This is a genomic window from Silvimonas terrae, assembly GCF_014202765.1.
Taxonomy (GTDB): domain Bacteria; phylum Pseudomonadota; class Gammaproteobacteria; order Burkholderiales; family Chitinibacteraceae; genus Silvimonas; species Silvimonas terrae.
This window is the reverse complement of record NZ_JACHHN010000010.1, coordinates 1-17360: the sequence shown is the minus strand read 5'-3', so window position 1 is coordinate 17360 and position 17360 is coordinate 1. Positions and strand designations below refer to the sequence as shown.

18 protein-coding genes are annotated in these 17360 nt (G+C 60.3%); 14 read left to right on the top strand and 4 right to left on the bottom strand.

What is annotated here, in order from left to right:
• Positions 1-37: 37 nt before the first annotated feature.
• Both HNQ50_RS19245 and HNQ50_RS19240 read right to left on the bottom strand, forming a co-directional pair.
• Positions 38-571: a Csu type fimbrial protein gene (locus HNQ50_RS19245; RefSeq protein WP_184102853.1), complete on the bottom strand. Its 534-nt coding sequence runs from the start codon at positions 569-571 to the stop codon at positions 38-40.
• Between the two features lie 18 nt (positions 572-589).
• On the bottom strand, positions 590-1132 hold the full coding sequence (locus tag HNQ50_RS19240) for a Csu type fimbrial protein (RefSeq protein WP_184102852.1): 543 nt from the start codon (positions 1130-1132) through the stop codon (positions 590-592).
• A gap of 627 nt (positions 1133-1759) precedes the next feature.
• Here HNQ50_RS19240 and HNQ50_RS19235 point away from each other — a divergent pair.
• Positions 1760-2677: a TauD/TfdA dioxygenase family protein gene (locus HNQ50_RS19235; RefSeq protein ID WP_221303267.1), complete on the top strand. Its 918-nt coding sequence runs from the start codon at positions 1760-1762 to the stop codon at positions 2675-2677.
• 709 nt (positions 2678-3386) lie between these two features.
• On the opposite strand, the gene HNQ50_RS19230 is transcribed toward HNQ50_RS19235, so the two are convergent.
• Complete coding sequence (locus tag HNQ50_RS19230; protein WP_184102851.1) at positions 3387-4046, bottom strand: Rossmann-fold NAD(P)-binding domain-containing protein; 660 nt, start codon at positions 4044-4046, stop codon at positions 3387-3389.
• A 228-nt stretch (positions 4047-4274) separates the two neighbouring features.
• Here HNQ50_RS19230 and HNQ50_RS19225 point away from each other — a divergent pair, with 228 nt between their 5' ends.
• The 11 genes from HNQ50_RS19225 to HNQ50_RS19175 all read left to right on the top strand — a co-directional run bounded on the left by HNQ50_RS19225 (position 4275) and on the right by HNQ50_RS19175 (position 15194).
• A complete protein-coding gene (locus HNQ50_RS19225) occupies positions 4275-5327 on the top strand; it encodes a purine-nucleoside phosphorylase (RefSeq protein WP_184102850.1) in 1053 nt (350 codons plus the stop codon).
• Between the two features lie 90 nt (positions 5328-5417).
• Entirely contained in the window at positions 5418-6035 is a 618-nt protein-coding gene (locus HNQ50_RS19220) for a DNA-3-methyladenine glycosylase I (RefSeq protein ID WP_184102849.1), read from the top strand.
• Between the two features lie 162 nt (positions 6036-6197).
• Complete coding sequence (locus tag HNQ50_RS19215; protein WP_184102848.1) at positions 6198-6716, top strand: DUF1993 domain-containing protein; 519 nt, start codon at positions 6198-6200, stop codon at positions 6714-6716.
• Positions 6717-6975: 259 nt separating this feature from the next.
• Complete coding sequence (locus HNQ50_RS19210) at positions 6976-7644, top strand: cysteine hydrolase family protein (protein ID WP_184102847.1); 669 nt, start codon at positions 6976-6978, stop codon at positions 7642-7644.
• Between the two features lie 12 nt (positions 7645-7656).
• Positions 7657-8520, top strand: a complete 864-nt coding sequence (locus HNQ50_RS19205) for an oxamate carbamoyltransferase subunit AllH family protein (RefSeq protein ID WP_184102846.1) — start codon at positions 7657-7659, stop codon at positions 8518-8520.
• A 33-nt stretch (positions 8521-8553) separates the two neighbouring features.
• Positions 8554-10089, top strand: coding sequence for an acyl-CoA synthetase FdrA (fdrA, locus tag HNQ50_RS19200; protein WP_184102845.1), 1536 nt, complete (start codon positions 8554-8556; stop codon positions 10087-10089).
• 12 nt (positions 10090-10101) lie between these two features.
• Entirely contained in the window at positions 10102-11529 is a 1428-nt protein-coding gene (locus HNQ50_RS19195) for a YlbE family protein (protein WP_184102844.1), read from the top strand.
• On the top strand, positions 11526-12494 hold the full coding sequence (locus tag HNQ50_RS19190) for a carbamate kinase (RefSeq protein WP_184102843.1): 969 nt from the start codon (positions 11526-11528) through the stop codon (positions 12492-12494). Before HNQ50_RS19195 ends, HNQ50_RS19190 begins: the two co-directional genes overlap by 4 nt.
• Positions 12495-12562: 68 nt before the next feature.
• A complete protein-coding gene (locus tag HNQ50_RS19185; RefSeq protein ID WP_184102842.1) occupies positions 12563-12955 on the top strand; it encodes an allophanate hydrolase-related protein in 393 nt (130 codons plus the stop codon).
• 35 nt (positions 12956-12990) lie between these two features.
• Positions 12991-14229 (top strand): cytosine permease, encoded by a 1239-nt coding sequence (locus tag HNQ50_RS19180; RefSeq protein ID WP_184102841.1) that lies wholly within the window; start codon positions 12991-12993, stop codon positions 14227-14229.
• Between the two features lie 59 nt (positions 14230-14288).
• Positions 14289-15194, top strand: a complete 906-nt coding sequence (locus HNQ50_RS19175; protein ID WP_184102840.1) for a LysR substrate-binding domain-containing protein — start codon at positions 14289-14291, stop codon at positions 15192-15194.
• An 18-nt stretch (positions 15195-15212) separates the two neighbouring features.
• Here the strand turns inward: HNQ50_RS19175 and HNQ50_RS19170 are convergent, their stop codons facing one another.
• Positions 15213-15686, bottom strand: a complete 474-nt coding sequence (locus tag HNQ50_RS19170; RefSeq protein WP_184102839.1) for an Lrp/AsnC family transcriptional regulator — start codon at positions 15684-15686, stop codon at positions 15213-15215.
• On the opposite strand from HNQ50_RS19170, the gene HNQ50_RS19165 reads away from it, so the two are divergent.
• Positions 15685-15912 (top strand): hypothetical protein, encoded by a 228-nt coding sequence (locus HNQ50_RS19165; RefSeq protein WP_184102838.1) that lies wholly within the window; start codon positions 15685-15687, stop codon positions 15910-15912. The two genes, HNQ50_RS19170 and HNQ50_RS19165, sit on opposite strands and share 2 nt — an antisense overlap.
• 315 nt (positions 15913-16227) lie before the next feature.
• Positions 16228-17163, top strand: a complete 936-nt coding sequence (locus tag HNQ50_RS19160) for a GlxA family transcriptional regulator (protein ID WP_184102837.1) — start codon at positions 16228-16230, stop codon at positions 17161-17163.
• Positions 17164-17360: the final 197 nt, after the last annotated feature.

Sequence of the window (17360 nt, the reverse complement as noted above, 5' to 3'; positions counted from 1 at the left end):
CAGGTCAAGGGAGCGGGGTGAATGTGGCGAAAGGGGTTCAGAAATTAAGCTGGACCGCGATGACGTCGGTGTATGTGCCCGGCGTCAGCCCGGCCACCCCGACGGCGCGTCCATAAATGTTGACGGTCTGCGTCGTGCCATCTTCCGTGATGTTCACGGTTGCGCCACTGGCCAGCACCGTGCTGTAGCCGGCATCAGAGTAAATATCGTACGGGATGAACTTGCCGCTGCCGTTGGCCATGGCGCGGGAGCCGCCACTCACCTGGGCATCATGCTGGCCAGCCTGGAACGTCAGCACCGCGCCAGCGCCGGGTGAGCACTGCACGGCAATCGCGCCGCTGCCGCCGTTGACCTGGGCGGTTGCCGTGTTGAAGAGGGTGGTCTGGCTACCGAAATTGAGGGTGCCAAAGTTAACGCCGCTGCTGCTGGTGCTGCCATTGACCTGGCATGCTGCGGTCAGCGTCATGGTGGAGTTGACCTGGCCCGTGGTGGTACCACCCCAGGCCACACTGGCAACACCCATAACCAGCATCGCAAAGACGACGGGCATCATTCGGGTTAGATGTTTCATGACAACCCTCCACGAATCTCAGAAATTCAAAGTCATCAACAACGTGTCGGCATACGTACCAGCCACTTTGGCCGTGGATGGGTTCGGCGTCACCGCGCCATAAATCGGGACCGTTACTGCTGATCCGTCCTGGGGTACGTTAAACGTCTTGGGCGTGCCAATCGGGTAAGTCACACTGCGCGCCGGGTTCTGGAACACTTCGTACGCCACCGTATTCTGGGCATAACCCAGCGTGCGGTTACCGCGCAGCCCCCCATCCACCGTGACCGTGAACGCGGTAATGCCGGGCGCGCACGTCACCTGCAACTGGCCAGATGTACCCTGCCCCGACAAGTTGGCCGCCAGCGGGCTATTCCAGGTGGGCGATACCGTGCCGAAATCCAGCGTACCCATATTGCCGATGCTGTCATTGCCGCTGGCCCCGTTGGTCACCTGGCAACCGCTGGAAATCCGCAACGCGACCGCGATCTGTCCGGTAATGGCACCGGCATGCGCAACCCCCGCCGTGGCCCCGATGCCCAGCGTGGCCAGCATCATGATCCCCGTGGTGGAACACTTCATGTCCAGACTCCCGTCATCGCCCCACTGGTCTTTTGGCACCAGACCGGTGCGACGATCACTTTTTTACTGCTGATAACCGGTTTTCTGGCACCGCCACCAGCAATTCGCAAGCAAAAACTCCGCCTTGCTGGCAAACCCTGCAAGTTTTGACAGGTAACTGAGAGGCACTTCTGGCGTTAGGTGTGCGTTTTTTTCCAAAAAAAGATTGCCTGAATCAAGCAATTGAGCCGTGATTTGCGGGGCCCGGCGCGAAAGCACCGTGCGCAAACCAGGTGGCGTCGCTGCGCTGAATATCGGTCAGACAGACTCGGGCAGCGTCTTGCTTACAGCCAGAGGCTCACGGGTCACTGGTGATCAAGGGGGCAAGCCAGCAGGTATTTTCTGGCCGGGACCACATTCAAGCTGATGAAAAACAAAGGTTTTCTTCGGGAAAAACCGGTTTTGGCCGAAATATAACAAAATATTATTTAATAAACGTTTGTTATACACATTAGATTATATGCAACGCCAGCAGGGCGCTGGCGCAAACCGGTCTTCATGCTGCTTTGCAATCGTTGTCTGATCCATACCTGTAGCGCGCCTGGCCATGCCGGGTACGCCCCGTTATCGAGATAAGGAAAACACATCATGAGCGAAATCACCCTTCACCCTGTCGCCGGCCGCATCGGCGCAGAAGTCCGTGGCGTGCAATTGTCGGGCGATCTGCCAGCGCACGCGGTCGATGCGATCAAGGCGGCATTGCGCCAATACAAAGTCATCTTTTTGCGCGGCCAGACGCTGGACGACGCTGGCCAGCAAGCCTTCGGCCAATTGCTGGGTGATCCAGTCGCCCATCCCACCGTGCCGAGCGTTTCCGGCACTGACTACGTGCTGGAACTCGACTCCGCCCACGGCGGCCGCGCCAATAGCTGGCATACCGATGTGACCTTTGTCGATGCCTACCCCAAGGCGTCCATCCTGCGTGCGATCAAAGTACCGGAAAGCGGCGGCGACACGGTCTGGGCCAACACCCACACCGCCTATACCGACCTGCCTGAGCCGCTGCGCCAGTTGGCCGATAACCTGTGGGCAATCCATAGCAACGAATACGACTACGCCGCCTACCGCACCGACACCAGCGCCGAAGCACTGGCTCGCTACCGCAAGGTGTTCACCTCCACCCTTTATGAAACCGAGCACCCGGTGGTGCACGTCCATCCGGAAACCGGCGAACGTCATCTTTTGCTGGGTCACTTTGTGCAGAAGTTCAAAGGCCTGACCACGCACGATTTCAACCACCTGTTTGCCGCGCTGCAAAGCCACGTCACCCGCCTGGAAAACACCGTGCGCTGGCGCTGGCAAGCCGGCGACGTGGCCATTTGGGACAACCGTGCCACCCAGCATTACGCCATCAACGACTACGGCGACGCCCACCGCGTGATGCATCGGGTCACCATTGCCGGCAACGTGCCGACCTCGCTCAACGGCGAAAAGAGCCGCACCCTGCAAAAAACCCCGAACACCGCCGCCAACGCCGACGAAGCGCAGAACGAACGCGCGGCGTAACGTATCCGCGATGAGCAGTGCTCCATCAGCACCTGGCCGGGCTTTGTCCCGGCCTTTTTTGTGGGGTGGGGACAGCCAGGCCAGGTCAACGGCACGGCTTGGTGTCACATCGTTGCGGAGCACCACAAACTGGCGGACGGGTGCATGGATTTCAACGGCGGTCGGCAAGGCCACCTACGGCGGCCCACTGGATTCCCGCCTTCGCGGGAATGACGAAGTGGGGGCGGTGCGCTGGACAAAATTGCCGCTGGGGTTGAAGTTGAAGTTGAAGTTGGGTTTAGGGGGGCGTTGTTTTTGACGTTCCCTCCCCGTTAAAGCCAAGCGCCGAGGACGTGGAGGGAGACCTTGGGCTCCCGACCAACCGAGGGAAGCCCGGAGGGCCGCCAGGCTGGGGTCGCCTTTCTTTGGTTACTTTCTTTGGGGTCGCCGAGGTGGCGAAGCAAAGAAAGTGACGTGCTCCGGCCACCGCCGGTATCAAAACCACCGCGCCGTCAGGCGCTAACACGCAAACACCGCAAACGGTGGATTGTCGCTACCACTCCGAATCCACCCTACAAATGCTTTTCAAATCCGCGCCGAAGGCGCTAACAACCCACAACAATATGAACCACGCCCGCTACCCCGGATTCTCGCTATCGCTTCATCCGGGCTACTGAGTCGCAAGCGGTGGATTGTCGCTACCGCTCCGAATCCACCCTACGAATCCACCCTACATCCGGTTGATCTCAGCACTCTCCAGCACCCGGTGCTGATCCCCCTCCCGCGCCAGCGCCAGCATCACCCGCCCAATCTGCTCTGTAGTACTGATCTGCCCCGGCAGCAGCTTGCGCAAAATGGGCAACACCGGCCGCGCCAGCGAATAGAACACCCGGTAAGACTTCGTCTTGGAGACCGCCCCGTTCAGCGGCTGGATAATCCCCGGCCGCAGCATGTACACGCCTTTGAATGGCAGCGCCAGCAAGGCGTTTTCTGTCGCCCCTTTCACCCGCGCCCACATGACCCGGCCTTTTTCCGTACTGTCGGTCCCCGCACCGGATACATAAATAAAGCTCATGTCTGGATTCAATCGCGCCAACAGGCGGGCGGCAGTCAGTGTGTAGTCGTAAGTGATCTTGCGGTAGTCCGCCTCAGTCATGCCGCTGGAGGAAACACCAAGGCAGAAAAAGCAGGCATCAAAGCCGGTCAGTGAGGCTTCATGCAGCGCCAGCTGGCTGGCATCTGCAATCTGCAGCTCCCGCAGTTTGGGGTGCGACTGGCCCAGCGTGCCGCGTCCTGCACTCAAAATCTGGCTGACATCGGCTGCGTTAAAACACTCGCGCAGAACGCCTTGACCCAGCATGCCCGTACCACCAAAAACCAGCACTTTCATCCGTTACACTCCCTGTGCAAGACGCGCCATGCGCCGGTTAACCGATTGTCGTAGCTCAGATGGCGGCTGAGCGGCCCTTTTAAAGCACGCCAGATCATCTACATTGGCATATTTGCGCGGCGCAGCACGTGGCGAGACCAAATAACGCATCTGCGTAAAAGCCCACTGCGCCCTGACTGACTATTCTTGATATACACCCGTTTGCAACCGCGCTGACCGGATACCCGCATGCCCCAACGCCTGATCCCTCGCTTATTGTCTTTCGCACTGACCGCAACCCTGGCGCTGACCGCCCCCGCTGAGGCCAGAACCCAGCCGGCGGCGCGCCATGCGCAGCCGGTGAAGGTGCTGATCATTTCCATGTTCGGCCCGGAAGCACAGGTATGGCACGATCACCTGCGCTTCGATCGCAAGGTGGCCATTCCCGGCCTCTCGCCCGATTACCCGGCCGTTGGCTGCACCAGCGACGGGATCTGCCAGATGACTACCGGCATGGGCCACGCCAACGCGGCGGCCTCGGTGGCGGCGTTGATCTGGTCACGCCAGTTTGATCTGTCCAGAACGTATTTCCTGATCGCCGGTATTGCCGGGATCGACCCGCAACAAGGCACGGTGGGTTCGGCGGCATGGGCTCGATATCTGGTGGATTTCGGCATCCAGTGGGAACTGGACGCGCGGGAAGCACCGGCCGACTGGCAGGGCGGGTATCTGGGCATCAACACCAAATCCCCCACGGAGAAGCCGCCGCTGGATTACCGCACAGAAGTCTTCCAGCTCAACGAAGCGCTGTTGCAACGCGCCATTACGCTCTCCAAAGGGGCCGAACTGGTCGATAGCAAAGAGGCTGCGGCGTTTCGCGCCAGATATAACTACGCCCCGGCCAACCAGCCGCCCGCAGTCATCCAGTGCGATACCCTGGCGGGCGATACCTGGTTCTCCGGCACGCGCCTGGGACAACGCGCGCGCGATTTCACCAAAATCATGACGGATGGCAAGGGCACTTACTGCACCACGCAGCAAGAAGACAACGCCACCTACGAAGCGCTCAAGCGTGGCGCGGCGGCAGGCTTGCTGGACCTGAACCGCATTGCCGATCTGCGCACAGCGTCAGACTTCGATCGCCCACCCCAGGGGATGTCTGACGTTGATAATCTGTTGAAATACCAGGAACAAGGCGGCTTTGTGCCGGCTGTACAAAACCTGTACCGTGCCGGCTACCCGCTGGTGCATGCCATTGTCAGTGACTGGCCGCACTGGAAAGACGGCGTGCCGACGCAATAACATGGCGCAGATTAAACAGCGCAAGAAACGGAGTGTCTGGCTTGCGCTGTTACGCAACGCTATCCGGTTGATCCCCCTCACAGGTGCCGCATGACGACAGCCACGCCCGAAATAATCCGTTGCGCCTGGTGTAATGCCTCGCCCGACTATCAGCACTATCACGACCACGAATGGGGTTTTCCGGTGGCCGATGATCGCCGGCTGTTTGAAAAGGTCTGTCTGGAAGGCTTTCAGGCCGGCTTGTCCTGGATCACCATCTTGCGCAAGCGCGAAGCGTTCCGCGCTGGCTTCGCCAATTTTGAAATCGAAAAAGTCGCCCGCTTTGGCGAGGCCGATGTCCAGCGCTTGCTGGCCGACGCCGGCATTGTGCGACATCGCGGCAAGATTGAAGCCGTGATCAACAACGCCCAGCGGGCGCTGCAGATGCTGGAAACAGAAAACTCGCTGGCCGCGTATTTCTGGCGCTTTGAACCCAAAGCCGGCGTGCGGCCGGAGGTCATCACACCAGAATGGCTGCGCCAGCAAACCACCTCGGCCGAAGCCAATGCCCTCTCGCGTGATCTGAAAAAACGGGGCTGGCGGTTTGTCGGCCCCACCACCATGTATGCGCTGATGCAGGCCATGGGTCTGGTGAACGATCACGCTGATGGCTGTGCCATCCGCAATGCAGTGAGCACCGCCCGGGCGGCCTTTGCCGTACCGCAGTAAAACCCCACCATTGACGCTCCCCTTGCTGGCCTTGCGCGGCAGCATGGGGCAACCATCTCCGTCAGATGTACTCGTGCCAGACAAGCACTGACAGACGACCCGGATCATCTGCAGATACAGTCACTCGTTAAACTCAAAAACCACAACAGGAAACAGTCAGTCATGTCCATCTCGCTTTATGCGTCGGCAGTGCCCGTTATCAAACAAATGCTGGGTAGCCTGGATCACATCCTGGCCAAAACAGAAACCCACGTTGCCGCCACCCAGAGCGACCCCACCGCACTGACCAGCGCCAGACTCTTTGCAGATATGTTTCCGCTGACCCGCCAGGTGCAAATTGCCTGCGACTTTGCCAAAGCCATGGCCGGGCGCTTGTCCAATAGCGAAGTGCCGCGCTTTGATGACAGCGAACAAACGCTGGCGGAACTGCGTGCCCTGGTCGCCAAAACCTTTGACTACGTCAGCAGCATTGAGCCTAGCCGGTTTGAAGGGGGCGAACAGCGGGAGATTGTCATCCGCCCGGGCACGGAACACGAACGCAAGTTCAACGGCCAGACTTATCTGTTGAGCTACGCCATGCCGCAGTTCTTTTTCCACATCACCACCACCTATGACATCCTGCGCCACAACGGTGTGCCGCTGGGCAAGAAGGATTTCCTGGCAGGATTGGCCGCTGCCTGATAACAGGGCTTATCGGCAAAAAAACAGCGGGCAATATGCCCGCTGTTTTTATTTCCCCGCCCTTTGCTACTACATATTTCTGATGATTTAAATCAGCCAACGCCCAATTTAATTTGATTTAACCGCACTCAAATCAAGCTTTATTCACCATCAAAATATTTGCACGCAAAGCTGAAATCATTCCGTTCTTTGGCGCTGAAAGGCTCTTTAAAATCAGTAAAAACAAATGTTTCCTGATTTTACAAAAGGAGTCTTTCCCATGAAGCCAACCGCATTTAAAGCAGAACCCTTTGCCCTGCCTTTTGACCCGGCCACGACCGCGCTGGTCATGATCGATATGCAGCGCGACTTTGTCGAACCCGGTGGGTTTGGTGAAGCCCTGGGCAATGACGTGAACTTTGTCCGTTCCGCCATTGGCCCGTGCCAAAAAGTGCTGGCAGCGGCCCGTACCGCCGGCATCATGGTCATTCACACCCGCGAAGGCCACCGCGCCGACCTGACCGATTGCCCGCCCGCCAAACTGACCCGTGGCGGTAAAACCTTTATTGGTGAACCAGGCCCCATGGGCCGCATTCTGGTACGTGGCGAAAAAGGCCACGACATTATCCCGGAACTGTACCCGATCGCCGGCGAGCCCGTGATCGACAAACCGGGCAAGGGTGCGTTCTACCAGACCGACCTGCAACTGGTGCTGCAAAACGGCAATATCAAAACGCTGATTGTCTGTGGTGTCACCACCGAAGTCTGCGTAACCACCACCGTGCGTGAAGCCAACGACCGTGGCTTTGAATGCATTGTGCCGCAAGACTGCGTGGGCTCTTATTTCCCGGAATTCCAGAAATACGCGCTGGAAATGATCAAGGCCCAAGGCGCGATCTTTGGCTGGGTGAGCGACGCCAGATCCATCGTCGACGCCCTGGCTGCCTGATGCGGTTACGCCATGTCGGGTATCACGCTACAGGTTTGCTCGACTGGCTATCTGCTTGCGGCTAACCCGCCATCCGGCACCGGGTGGCGGGTGCATAGCCGGTTTGCGCGGGTACTCAATCTGGTCGATGAGCACGGTGCGCTGTGTACTTTGCTCCCGGCCGATGCGCCCAACCAACCAACCGCCCTGCTGCTGCACTTGCCAGAAGGCTGGGACTGGCGCACACAGTGCAACCCCGCTGAGGGGGTACGCTGGCAAGCGGGCCGCTTGATCGCCCGCCACTGGCAGTGCCAGTTGACCGCAGCATCGCTCTGGCAGCCACGGCAGCCACGGCAGCCGCAGGGCCGTGCGGATACCCGGCGTTGTCAACTGGAACAAGCGGTACTGAGCGCGGTGGTCCAGCAAGCCATCACCACGCGGGCCCCGCAATACCTGGGCCAGGTGATGGAGCGCGCCACCGCCGGCGCAAACCACAGGCAAGCATTACTACCCGTCCTCAACGCCCATGCCCTGGTCGGCTACGGGCAGGGGCTGACGCCAGATGGTGATGACTATCTGGTGGGGTATCTGGCTGCCTTGCAGCGGGTTGGCCCGCTCCCGGTTGTGACTGCCCATGCGGCAGCCATCGGTCAGCAGATCCGCCGATGCCTGAGTAATACCAATCAGATCAGTGCCCATTATTTGCGACTGGCAATAGCGGGCCATTTTTCAGAATCAATTCATCAATTGCGCAGCGCATTGATTGAATGTGCGCCACCGGATGAATTGGCAGGTCATGCAGAGCACATTTTGCAGTATGGCGCTACATCCGGTTTAAGCACGCTGGCCGGGTTTTTGCACGGTCTGCGCGCCATTACGCCGTATTGCCCGGATTAACAGGCAAATCAGAAATACAAGGAATTGCAATTCATGGATATCAAAAACCGAATATTCCCGAATCTATACCAGGATTCGGTCTCGCTGATGCAGATTTCAGCGCAAATTGCCGGGCTGGATGGCATTGAACAGGCCTCCGTCGTCATGGGCACGCCTGCCAATATCGTCCAGTTGCAAGATGCGGGTCTGGGCCAGGAGTTCAAAGCCGGCCCCAATGATCTGATCATTGCCGTGCGCGGCAATGCCGCCGCCTGTGATGCCGCACTGGAACTGGCACAGACCCGCCTGACCGCCAAACCGGCCAGCGATGAAGGGGGTATCCGCAAAGTAGCGCCGGTCAGCCTCTCTATGGGCGTGGAAACCATGCCGGACGCCAGCCTGGCGCTGATCTCTGTCCCCGGTGATTACGCCGCCGCAGAAGCCATCAAGGCGCTGCAACTGGGCCTGAACGTGATGATGTTCAGCGACAACGTGCCTATGGCGCAGGAAGTCCAGATCAAGCAACTGGCTAGCCAGAAACACCGCATTGTCATGGGGCCGGATTGCGGCACCGCCATTATCAACGGGATTCCGTTGGGCTTTGCCAACGTGGTCAAGCGCGGCGCTATTGGCGTGGTCGCAGCCTCCGGCACCGGCTTGCAGGAAGTCACCTGCCGTATCGACCAGTTGGGTGAGGGCGTTTCTCAAGCCCTGGGCACCGGCGGCCATGACCTGCACGAAGAAGTCGGCGGCATTTCCATGTTGTACGGCCTGCAAGCCTTGATTGAAGACGACGCCACCCAGGTGATCGTGCTGGTCTCCAAACCGCCGGCCCAGGTCGTGGCCGACAAAATCATGGCCCGCGCCAGCGCCGCCGGCAAACCCGTGGTGGTGCATTTTCTCGGGGCCCCGCGTGATGCCGTTGCGCCGCAAGGCATTACCTTTGCCCATACCCTGGGCGATGCGGCTGAAGTCGCCGTCGCCCAACTGCGCCATCAAGCCATCCCGGCCAGCATTGCCAGCCTGGCCGCCGCTGACGCCACAAAACTGGACGCCCTGTGCGCAGCCCTGCCCGCCGGCCGCAAGGATATTCGCGGCGTGTTTGCGGGCGGTACGTTCTGTTTTGAAGCCCAACTGATCTGCCAGCAAGCCGGGTTTGTAGCCTCGTCCAACACCCCGGTTGCCGGTAACAAAACACTGACCGATCTGTGGACGGGCCACGGTCACACCGTGGTGGATATGGGCGACGACGCCTACACCCGTGGCCGCCCGCACCCGATGATCGACCCCACCCTGCGCAACGCCCGCATTTTGTCAGACATGGCCGACCCGGCCACCGCCGTGGTGCTGTTTGATCTGGTGCTGGGTTATGGCGCGGCCGCCGCGCCCGCCGATGCGCTATTGCACGCCCTGCAAGACGCCCCGCGCGGCCCCGTGCTGGTGGCCCATGTCTGCGGTACAGAGGCAGACCCGCAAGTGCGCCAGCGCCAGGTCGATGCCCTGCGCGCCGCAGGTGTGCTGGTCGCAGGTAGCAATGCCGAAGCCGCTGTCTGGGCCAGTCACATCGCCCGCCAACAGGCCGGCCGGTAAGAGGAAAACATCATGAACACCCTGTTTAACCAGTCACTCAACGTCATCAATGCCGGTCTGGCCGGTTTCGCCGATAACATCCGCCAGGCCGGTGGTGAAGTTACCCACCTGAACTGGCAACCGCCCGCCCTGGGCGATATTGCCGCTGGCCTGGCGCTGGCCCGTTTGCTCAATCACCCGCTGGTGGAAGCAGCCAACCAACAAGCCATGAGTCAGTACCTGGCGGCCCAACCGGTACTGGTCGACGTGCTGGCCGCCAGCGAGGCCATCCCGGCCATGGCCGAACGCAAGCTGATCTTGCACGCTGGCCCACCCATTGCGTGGGACGACATGTGCGGCCCGGTACGCGGCGCGATTATCGGCGCGATCCTGTTTGAAGGCTGGGCCACCGATCACGCCGCAGCCGAGCAAATGGCGCGCGGCGGGGGTGTCGCGCTGGAACCTTGCCATCATTACGGTGCGGTTGGCCCCATGGCCGGCATCATCAGCCCGTCCATGCCTTTGTGGGTAATCCAGAACAAAACCAACGGCCAGCGCACCTTCAGCAACTTCAACGAAGGCCTGGGCAAGGTGCTGCGCTTTGGTGCCAACAATGACGAAGTGCTGCAACGCCTGTACTGGATGCGCAACGAACTGGCCCCGGCCATGCAAGCCGCTGTGCGCCAGTTGGGCGAGATCGAACTCAAGCCCCTGATGGCCCAAGCCCTGCATATGGGCGATGAAGTACACAACCGTAATGCCGCCGCCACCGGTCTGCTGATCAAGCGCTTGTTGCCGGCACTGCTGCAAACCAGCACCTCGCTTTCCACCCTGCAAACGGTAGTGAGCTTCATTGTTGGCAACGATCACTTCTTCCTGAACCTGTCCATGGCGGCCTCCAAGGCCATGATGGATGCCGCCGCCAATGTGCCATTCAGCAGCATGGTGTCGGTCATGGCGCGCAATGGCGTCAACTTCGGTATCCGGGTTTCCGGCACGGGTGACCAATGGTTCCAGGCCCCGGCCAACCCGGTCGAAGGCTTGTTCTTCCCCGGTTACGGCGTAGCCGATGCGGCAGCCGATCTGGGCGACAGCGCCATTACCGAAACCGCCGGGCTGGGTGGTTTTGCCATGGCCTCGTCCCCCGCCATCGTCAAATTTGTGGGTGGCACGCCAGCCGATGCCACCGCCAACAGCCTGCGCATGCAAAGCATCACCATTGGCAGCAACCCGGCCTTTACCCTGCCCGCGCTGAACTTTGCCCCGACCGCCGCCGGTATTGATATCCGCAAGGTGGTCGATCGCAACATCCTGCCGATCATCAACACCGGTATTGCCCACAAAGCGCCTGGCGTGGGCCAGATTGGCGCGGGCATCACCACCGCCCCCATGCCCGGCTTTGTCGAAGCGATCCAGGCGCTGGCCCTGCGCATCCAACAACATGAGGAGGCCCAGCAATGAGCCAGCAAACCAAACCCCTCGCCGTGATTGCAGTCGGCGGCAACGCACTAATTCGCGATGACGCGCATACCAGCATTCCGGACCAGGCGGCCGCCGTCACCGCCACGGTAGAACACATTGCCGATCTGATCGCCGCAGGCTGGCGTGTGGTGGTCACCCACGGCAACGGCCCGCAAGTGGGCTTTATCCTGCGCCGCTCTGAACTGGCTGCGGCAGAAGTGAACCCGGTGCCGCTGGATTACGCCGTCGGTGATACCCAAGGCGCCATCGGTTACATGTTCCAGCGGGCGCTGGGCAATGCCCTGGCCCAACGCAACCTGCTGCAGCCAGTGGTCAGCGTGGTGACGCAAACCCGCGTCAGCCCGGCAGACCCGGCCTTCGCCAAGCCGGATAAACCGGTAGGCGCTTTTATGGATGAAGCCACGGCCACGGCCCGCGCGGCCGAGTTGGGCTGGACCATCATGCCGGACTCTGGCCGGGGCTGGCGCCGTACCGTGGCCTCACCGCAACCACAAGAGATTGTGGAGAGCGCCGTCATCAGCAACCTGCTGAACAGTGGCGCCGTGGTCATTGCCTGCGGCGGCGGCGGGATTCCGGTGGTGCGTGACGCCGCCGGCCAGTTGCAGGGTGTAGAAGCCGTGATCGACAAAGACCGCGCTTCTGCCTTGCTGGCGGCGCAACTGGGTGCAGACCTGTTGCTGATCCCAACCGGCGTGGCGCAGGTGGCCATCCGCTTTGGCAAGCCAGACCAGCAATGGCTCGATCGCCTCACGCTGGAGCAGGCCGACACGCTGATTGCCAGCGGCGAACTGGGCGCGGGCAGCATGCAGCCCAAGGTGGAAGCCATTGCCGGCTTTGTGGCGCAAGCCCGTGCCAATGGCAAAACGGCCCAAGGCCTGATCACCAGCCCGGAATGCATTCTGAACGCACTGGCCGGCCACACCGGCACCTGGATCACGGCTTGATCCCTTTTCCGATTTTCGCCTTTTCTGTTTTTTAAATTTTAAAAATCTACTGATTGCAAAGACCCACCATGACCAAAACCACTCTGCTCGCCGTAAACGGCACCCTGATGCGCGGCCTGGAACTCAACCCCAATCTCACCAACGTCGGCGGCACCTTTGTGCGTGAAGACCGTACCGATGCCCACTACCGCGTGTGGAGCATCAACGATCGCCACCCAGGCATGATCCGCGTCACCGAAGGCGGCGCCCATGTGGCGCTGGAAGTCTGGTCGCTGCCGCTGGATGCCTTTGCCACGGTGCTTTCCAACGAACCGGCCGGCCTTTCCATCGGCAAGGTCAAGCTGGAAAACGGCGAAGAAATGCTGGGTGTCCTGGCCGAACCATGGCTGGTGGAAGGCCAGCGCGAAATCACCGCCACCGGCGGCTGGCGCGCTTATACGGGCCATCACCAGATCGCCTGATCAATTCGATCATCAAACCCTGAAGGAAACGGAATATGCGCAAGACCGATCCTGCTTTAAACACCGCCCCCGGCTACAAGATCGCCATGATCCTGCTGGGGATCGCCGTCACGCCGGTGCTGTTGTCCTCATCCAGCCTGGGCAGCCAGTTGGCCAGTTCAGACCTGATCACCGTGGTCGGGCTGGGCGGATTGATTCTGACCATTCTGGCCGCCATGACCATTTGTGTGGGCGAGAAAGCCCGCCTACCCACCTACGGCATTGTGAAATATCCGTTTGGTGAGCGCGGTGCCATCGCCATCAATATCCTCATGGCGATCAGCCTGTTTGGCTGGATTGCCGTGACGGCCAATATGTTCGGCCACTCGGTGCACGATCTGCTGACCGGCTACGGCATCAGCATTCCGGTGCCGGTCCTGGTGGCGGTGGGTTGCATGATTTTTGTGGCCTCCACCGCCTTTGGCTTTGCCATTCTGGGCAAGGTGGCGCAGTTTGCCGTGCCGGTGATTGCACTGATGGCCTGCTACATTCTGTACGTGGCGAAAACCGGTAGCGCCGCTGCGCCGGCCGCCGTTCAGGGCATGAACGTGGGCGTCGCGGTGTCGTCCGTGGTCGGCACCATCATCGTGCTGGTGGCCACGCTGCCAGACTTTGGCGCCTTTGTGCATAACCGCAAGCATGCGCTGATCGCCGCAGTGCTGACCTTCTGTGTGGCCTACCCGCTGCTGTACTGGATGGGCGCCACGCCCAGCTCGCTGACCGGCCAGGGCTCGCTCCTCGCCGCCATGGCGGTGTTTGGCGCGGTGTTGCCGACCGCCTTGTTGCTGATTTTCGCCACGGTTACGGGCAACGCCGGCAACATGTTCCAGGGCACGCTGGTGGTTTCCACCTTGCTGACGCGGTTTCCCAAGTGGCAAATCACCGTGGCGCTGGGCGTTCTGGCCGTCATCGTCGGCAGCATGGACATCATGAGCTGGTTTATTCCGTTCCTGCTGTTCCTGGGCATTGCGGCACCGCCCGTTGCCGGTATCTACATTGCGGACTTTCTGTTCTGCCGCCGCAATGGTTACGACGAAGCCACCCTCAAGCGTGACCCGGCCGTCAAACTCATTACGTTTGCGATCTGGCTACTGGCCTGTGTCGTGGGTTTCATGACCGTCAAAGGCTTGTTTACCCTGACCGGCATTCCATCGGTGGATTCCATTCTGGTGGCCTTTGCCGGTTACGCCGCCCTGGGCCGACTGACCGCTCGTCCTGCTTTGGCTGATGCCTGATTCACGCCAGCGCCCAAAACCCGCACGCTGTGCGGGTTTTTTTATGCCCGGCCGGACCTATGTTTATCTCGAGCGAAACCCTGCGCATCGTGCGCCTGGTGGCCAAATACCAGAACATTACCGCTGCGGCCGACCGCATCAACAAAGTGCCTTCGGCCATCAGCTACACCGTGAAAAAGCTGGAAGAAGCGCTGGGTGTCACCCTGTTTGAGCGACGCGGTAGCCATATCTGCCTGACCGAAGCGGGCGAGTATTTCATCGCCCACAGCAAAAACATCATCGACGATATGGACGCCTTGCAACGCAACACCCTGCTGGTCCACGAAGGCATCGAGCGGGAACTGCGGATTGCGGTGAACAACATCATTCCGCAGAACGTGCTGGTGACGCTGATTCAGGCGTTTGAAGAAGCCTTTCCCACCACCCAGCCCGTGCTACAGCGCGAGGTCTACAACGGCTGCTGGGACGCCCTGTACAGCAAACGGGTTGATCTGGTCATTGGCGCACCCCACGCCGTGCCCTATCCGGAAGGCATCGTCAGCGAGCCTTTGGGCCATATGGAATGGGACTTCGTCCTCAGCCCACGTCACCCGCTGGCCCACGCCGCCACCCCCTTGCGCACGCACGATCTGCGCAAATACCCCGCCATTTGCATCCGCGACACCTCGTTGAACTTCAGTCCGCAGCAAGCGTGGCTACTGGATGCCCAGAAACCGTTGTTTGTACCCGGTTTTGGCGTCGCCATTGCCCTGATCGAAGCCGGCACAGGCATTGGCTATATCCCGCGCCACCTGGCCGCCGGCCCGGTCAGCGCCGGGCGGCTGGTTGTGCGTACGGTAGAAGAACAAAAGCATGCCACTCACCTGTTCCTGGCCTGGCGGCCGGATGGCATGGGCCGCGTGCGGCAATGGTGTGTGGATTACCTGCTGCACCCGGAGCGGCGGTGGCAGTTGTGCGGGGAGTGAGGCATCCGGCCCGCCGCCTCAGACTTGGACCGACGGAATACTCTTCATGCATCTAAGCGCAAACATGGAGCGGCTGTGGCGGATGCCGGATATCCGGTAGAGCTTCTCCCGCAGAAAGCGCTCGTAGCCCGCAGTGCCGTCCACCGCCAGTTTGACCAGATAGTCGTACTCGCCAGAGACCAGATGCGCTTCCAGCACTTCCGGCAGGGCGGCGAGTTCTTCACCAAAGCGGATCAGGGTGTTTTCTTCGTGACTGTCCAGGGTGATTTCCACCAGCACAATGTCGGCGAAACCCAGTTTTTTCTGATCGATCAGCGCCACATACGCGCTGATATAGCCTTCGGCTTCCAGTTGCCGGGTACGGTTCCAGCACGCGGTCGCGCTCATGCCGACCTGTTCGGCCAGTTCTGCGTTGGACAGCCGTGCGTTCTGCTGCAGGGCGCGCAGGATCTTGCGGTCTTGCTGATCCAGTAGACGATTACGCGGGTTCATGGCTTTTCTGAAGAAGATTTCAATCAATACACAATATCAGAAATATTCTTCTGTAAAAGCCACGATATCGCCCCAAATCAAAAAGCCTTTTCAGTGCATTCGCCAGTATATTTTCTGCACTATCACGCCCCGCGCCAGCCACCGGATCATCACGTCTGCTGGCGCAACCGGCCCGCCACAAGCGGCCCCGGTGGCGAGCCCGGCGGTATCAGCGCCGGCCGGATGAGCGCAGGCCAACCCACTGCCGTGCGTTGCATTCAACGGGGATGATGGACACCACCAGGGCAATTTCGCAAAAGCGACAAGAACTTGCCAAAGCCGGTTCATCACCGGATCGCAGCAGGAACACGATCCCGGCTAAGAACGCGTCATAGCTCATTGAAACAAAAGCCATTTCCGCGCAACAACCGCATGACATTGGTCTGGCTGACCGCGCTACCCCGCCAAAACCCCGCATTGCCGCCGACGTGCTTTACTGAAACCATCCGCACACGTTGCGCCCGCCACCCGGCGACGCGCCCATGGTTCAGACCCCGGCCCGATGAATTTGCCCGCCCACATTGCCGTGTTGCTGGTCCCGCCTTGTACCTTGCTGCAGGTGGGCGCGGTGACGCGCGTGTTTGCCGAGGCCAATCGCCATGCCACTGCGCCGCTGTATCACCTGCGTTTTGTCTCTGCCGATGGCGCACCCGTGCTGCTGGAAAACAACGTGCCGCTGGCCGTCACCGGGAGTCTCCAGAGCGTGCAGCCCGATGAAGCGTTGCTGGTACTGAGTGAGGGTATCGGCAAGGCCGAGTCTTTAGGTACGGCACTACAACACCGCGCCGCCCAGCCACTGCTGGGTGGACTGGGCACTGGTGCCTGGTGGCTGGCGCAGGCGGGTTTGCTGAACGGTTACCGTGCCACGCTGCACTGGCCGCATCTGCCCGCATTCAATGAACGGTTTTTGAAAGTGATTGTCACCCAGCATGTGTTTGAGCTGGATCGGGACCGGTTTAGTTGCGGCGATGGCGTGGCGCTGATTGATGGCTTGCTGGCGCTGATAAGCCGGCAACATGGCGCAGTGCTGACCGAGGCCATTGCCAGCGCGCTCTCGATGGAGCGCATCCGCAATCAGGAAGACCGCCAGCGCGTACCGCTGCTGGCCCGGCTGGGCGAGAAACAACCGCGCATTACCGAAGCCGTGATGCTGATGGAAGCCAATCTGGAAGAACCCCTGACCACTGATGAACTGGCCCGCCTGACCGGGCAATCCCGCCGGCAACTGGAACGCCTGTTCAAACAGCATCTGGACATGGCCCCAACACGCTACTACCTGCAACTGCGGCTGGAGCATGCCCGGCAGTTGTTGCGCACCACCGGTAAATCCGTAATCCAGATTGGATTGCTGTGCGGGTTTTCTTCCGGCGCGCATTTTTCAACCGTTTACCGTGGGCATTTCGGCATTGCACCGCGGGAAGAGCGGTTCAAGTCTTGAGGATTGCGGTCCTTTTTTCGGGCACCCCGCAATATCGTCATTCCGGTCCTTGGCGGCCCCCTTGAGCTGGAATTCAGGGGACCGCCGAGGGACGCCCGCCAGAGGTGGGCAGACACTGGCAAACCATTTGATAAACCATTGTCAGTGCCTGCGGCACACCTGTTTACACCTGGATTCCGGCTCAAGGCCGGAATGAC

Bases quoted from the DNA above. Each gene is read 5' to 3' on its own strand.
- HNQ50_RS19245 (WP_184102853.1), bottom strand. From the start codon at position 571: ATGAAACATCTAACCCGAATGATGCCCGTCGTCTTTGCGATGCTGGTT.
- HNQ50_RS19240 (WP_184102852.1), bottom strand. From the start codon at position 1,132: ATGAAGTGTTCCACCACGGGGATCATGATGCTGGCCACGCTGGGCATC.
- HNQ50_RS19235 (WP_221303267.1), top strand. From the start codon at position 1,760: ATGAGCGAAATCACCCTTCACCCTGTCGCCGGCCGCATCGGCGCAGAA.
- HNQ50_RS19230 (WP_184102851.1), bottom strand. From the start codon at position 4,046: ATGAAAGTGCTGGTTTTTGGTGGTACGGGCATGCTGGGTCAAGGCGTT.
- HNQ50_RS19225 (WP_184102850.1), top strand. From the start codon at position 4,275: ATGCCCCAACGCCTGATCCCTCGCTTATTGTCTTTCGCACTGACCGCA.
- HNQ50_RS19220 (WP_184102849.1), top strand. From the start codon at position 5,418: ATGACGACAGCCACGCCCGAAATAATCCGTTGCGCCTGGTGTAATGCC.
- HNQ50_RS19215 (WP_184102848.1), top strand. From the start codon at position 6,198: ATGTCCATCTCGCTTTATGCGTCGGCAGTGCCCGTTATCAAACAAATG.
- HNQ50_RS19210 (WP_184102847.1), top strand. From the start codon at position 6,976: ATGAAGCCAACCGCATTTAAAGCAGAACCCTTTGCCCTGCCTTTTGAC.
- HNQ50_RS19205 (WP_184102846.1), top strand. From the start codon at position 7,657: ATGTCGGGTATCACGCTACAGGTTTGCTCGACTGGCTATCTGCTTGCG.
- fdrA (WP_184102845.1), top strand. From the start codon at position 8,554: ATGGATATCAAAAACCGAATATTCCCGAATCTATACCAGGATTCGGTC.
- HNQ50_RS19195 (WP_184102844.1), top strand. From the start codon at position 10,102: ATGAACACCCTGTTTAACCAGTCACTCAACGTCATCAATGCCGGTCTG.
- HNQ50_RS19190 (WP_184102843.1), top strand. From the start codon at position 11,526: ATGAGCCAGCAAACCAAACCCCTCGCCGTGATTGCAGTCGGCGGCAAC.
- HNQ50_RS19185 (WP_184102842.1), top strand. From the start codon at position 12,563: ATGACCAAAACCACTCTGCTCGCCGTAAACGGCACCCTGATGCGCGGC.
- HNQ50_RS19180 (WP_184102841.1), top strand. From the start codon at position 12,991: ATGCGCAAGACCGATCCTGCTTTAAACACCGCCCCCGGCTACAAGATC.
- HNQ50_RS19175 (WP_184102840.1), top strand. From the start codon at position 14,289: ATGTTTATCTCGAGCGAAACCCTGCGCATCGTGCGCCTGGTGGCCAAA.
- HNQ50_RS19165 (WP_184102838.1), top strand. From the start codon at position 15,685: ATGGCTTTTCTGAAGAAGATTTCAATCAATACACAATATCAGAAATAT.
- HNQ50_RS19170 (WP_184102839.1), bottom strand. From the start codon at position 15,686: ATGAACCCGCGTAATCGTCTACTGGATCAGCAAGACCGCAAGATCCTG.
- HNQ50_RS19160 (WP_184102837.1), top strand. From the start codon at position 16,228: ATGAATTTGCCCGCCCACATTGCCGTGTTGCTGGTCCCGCCTTGTACC.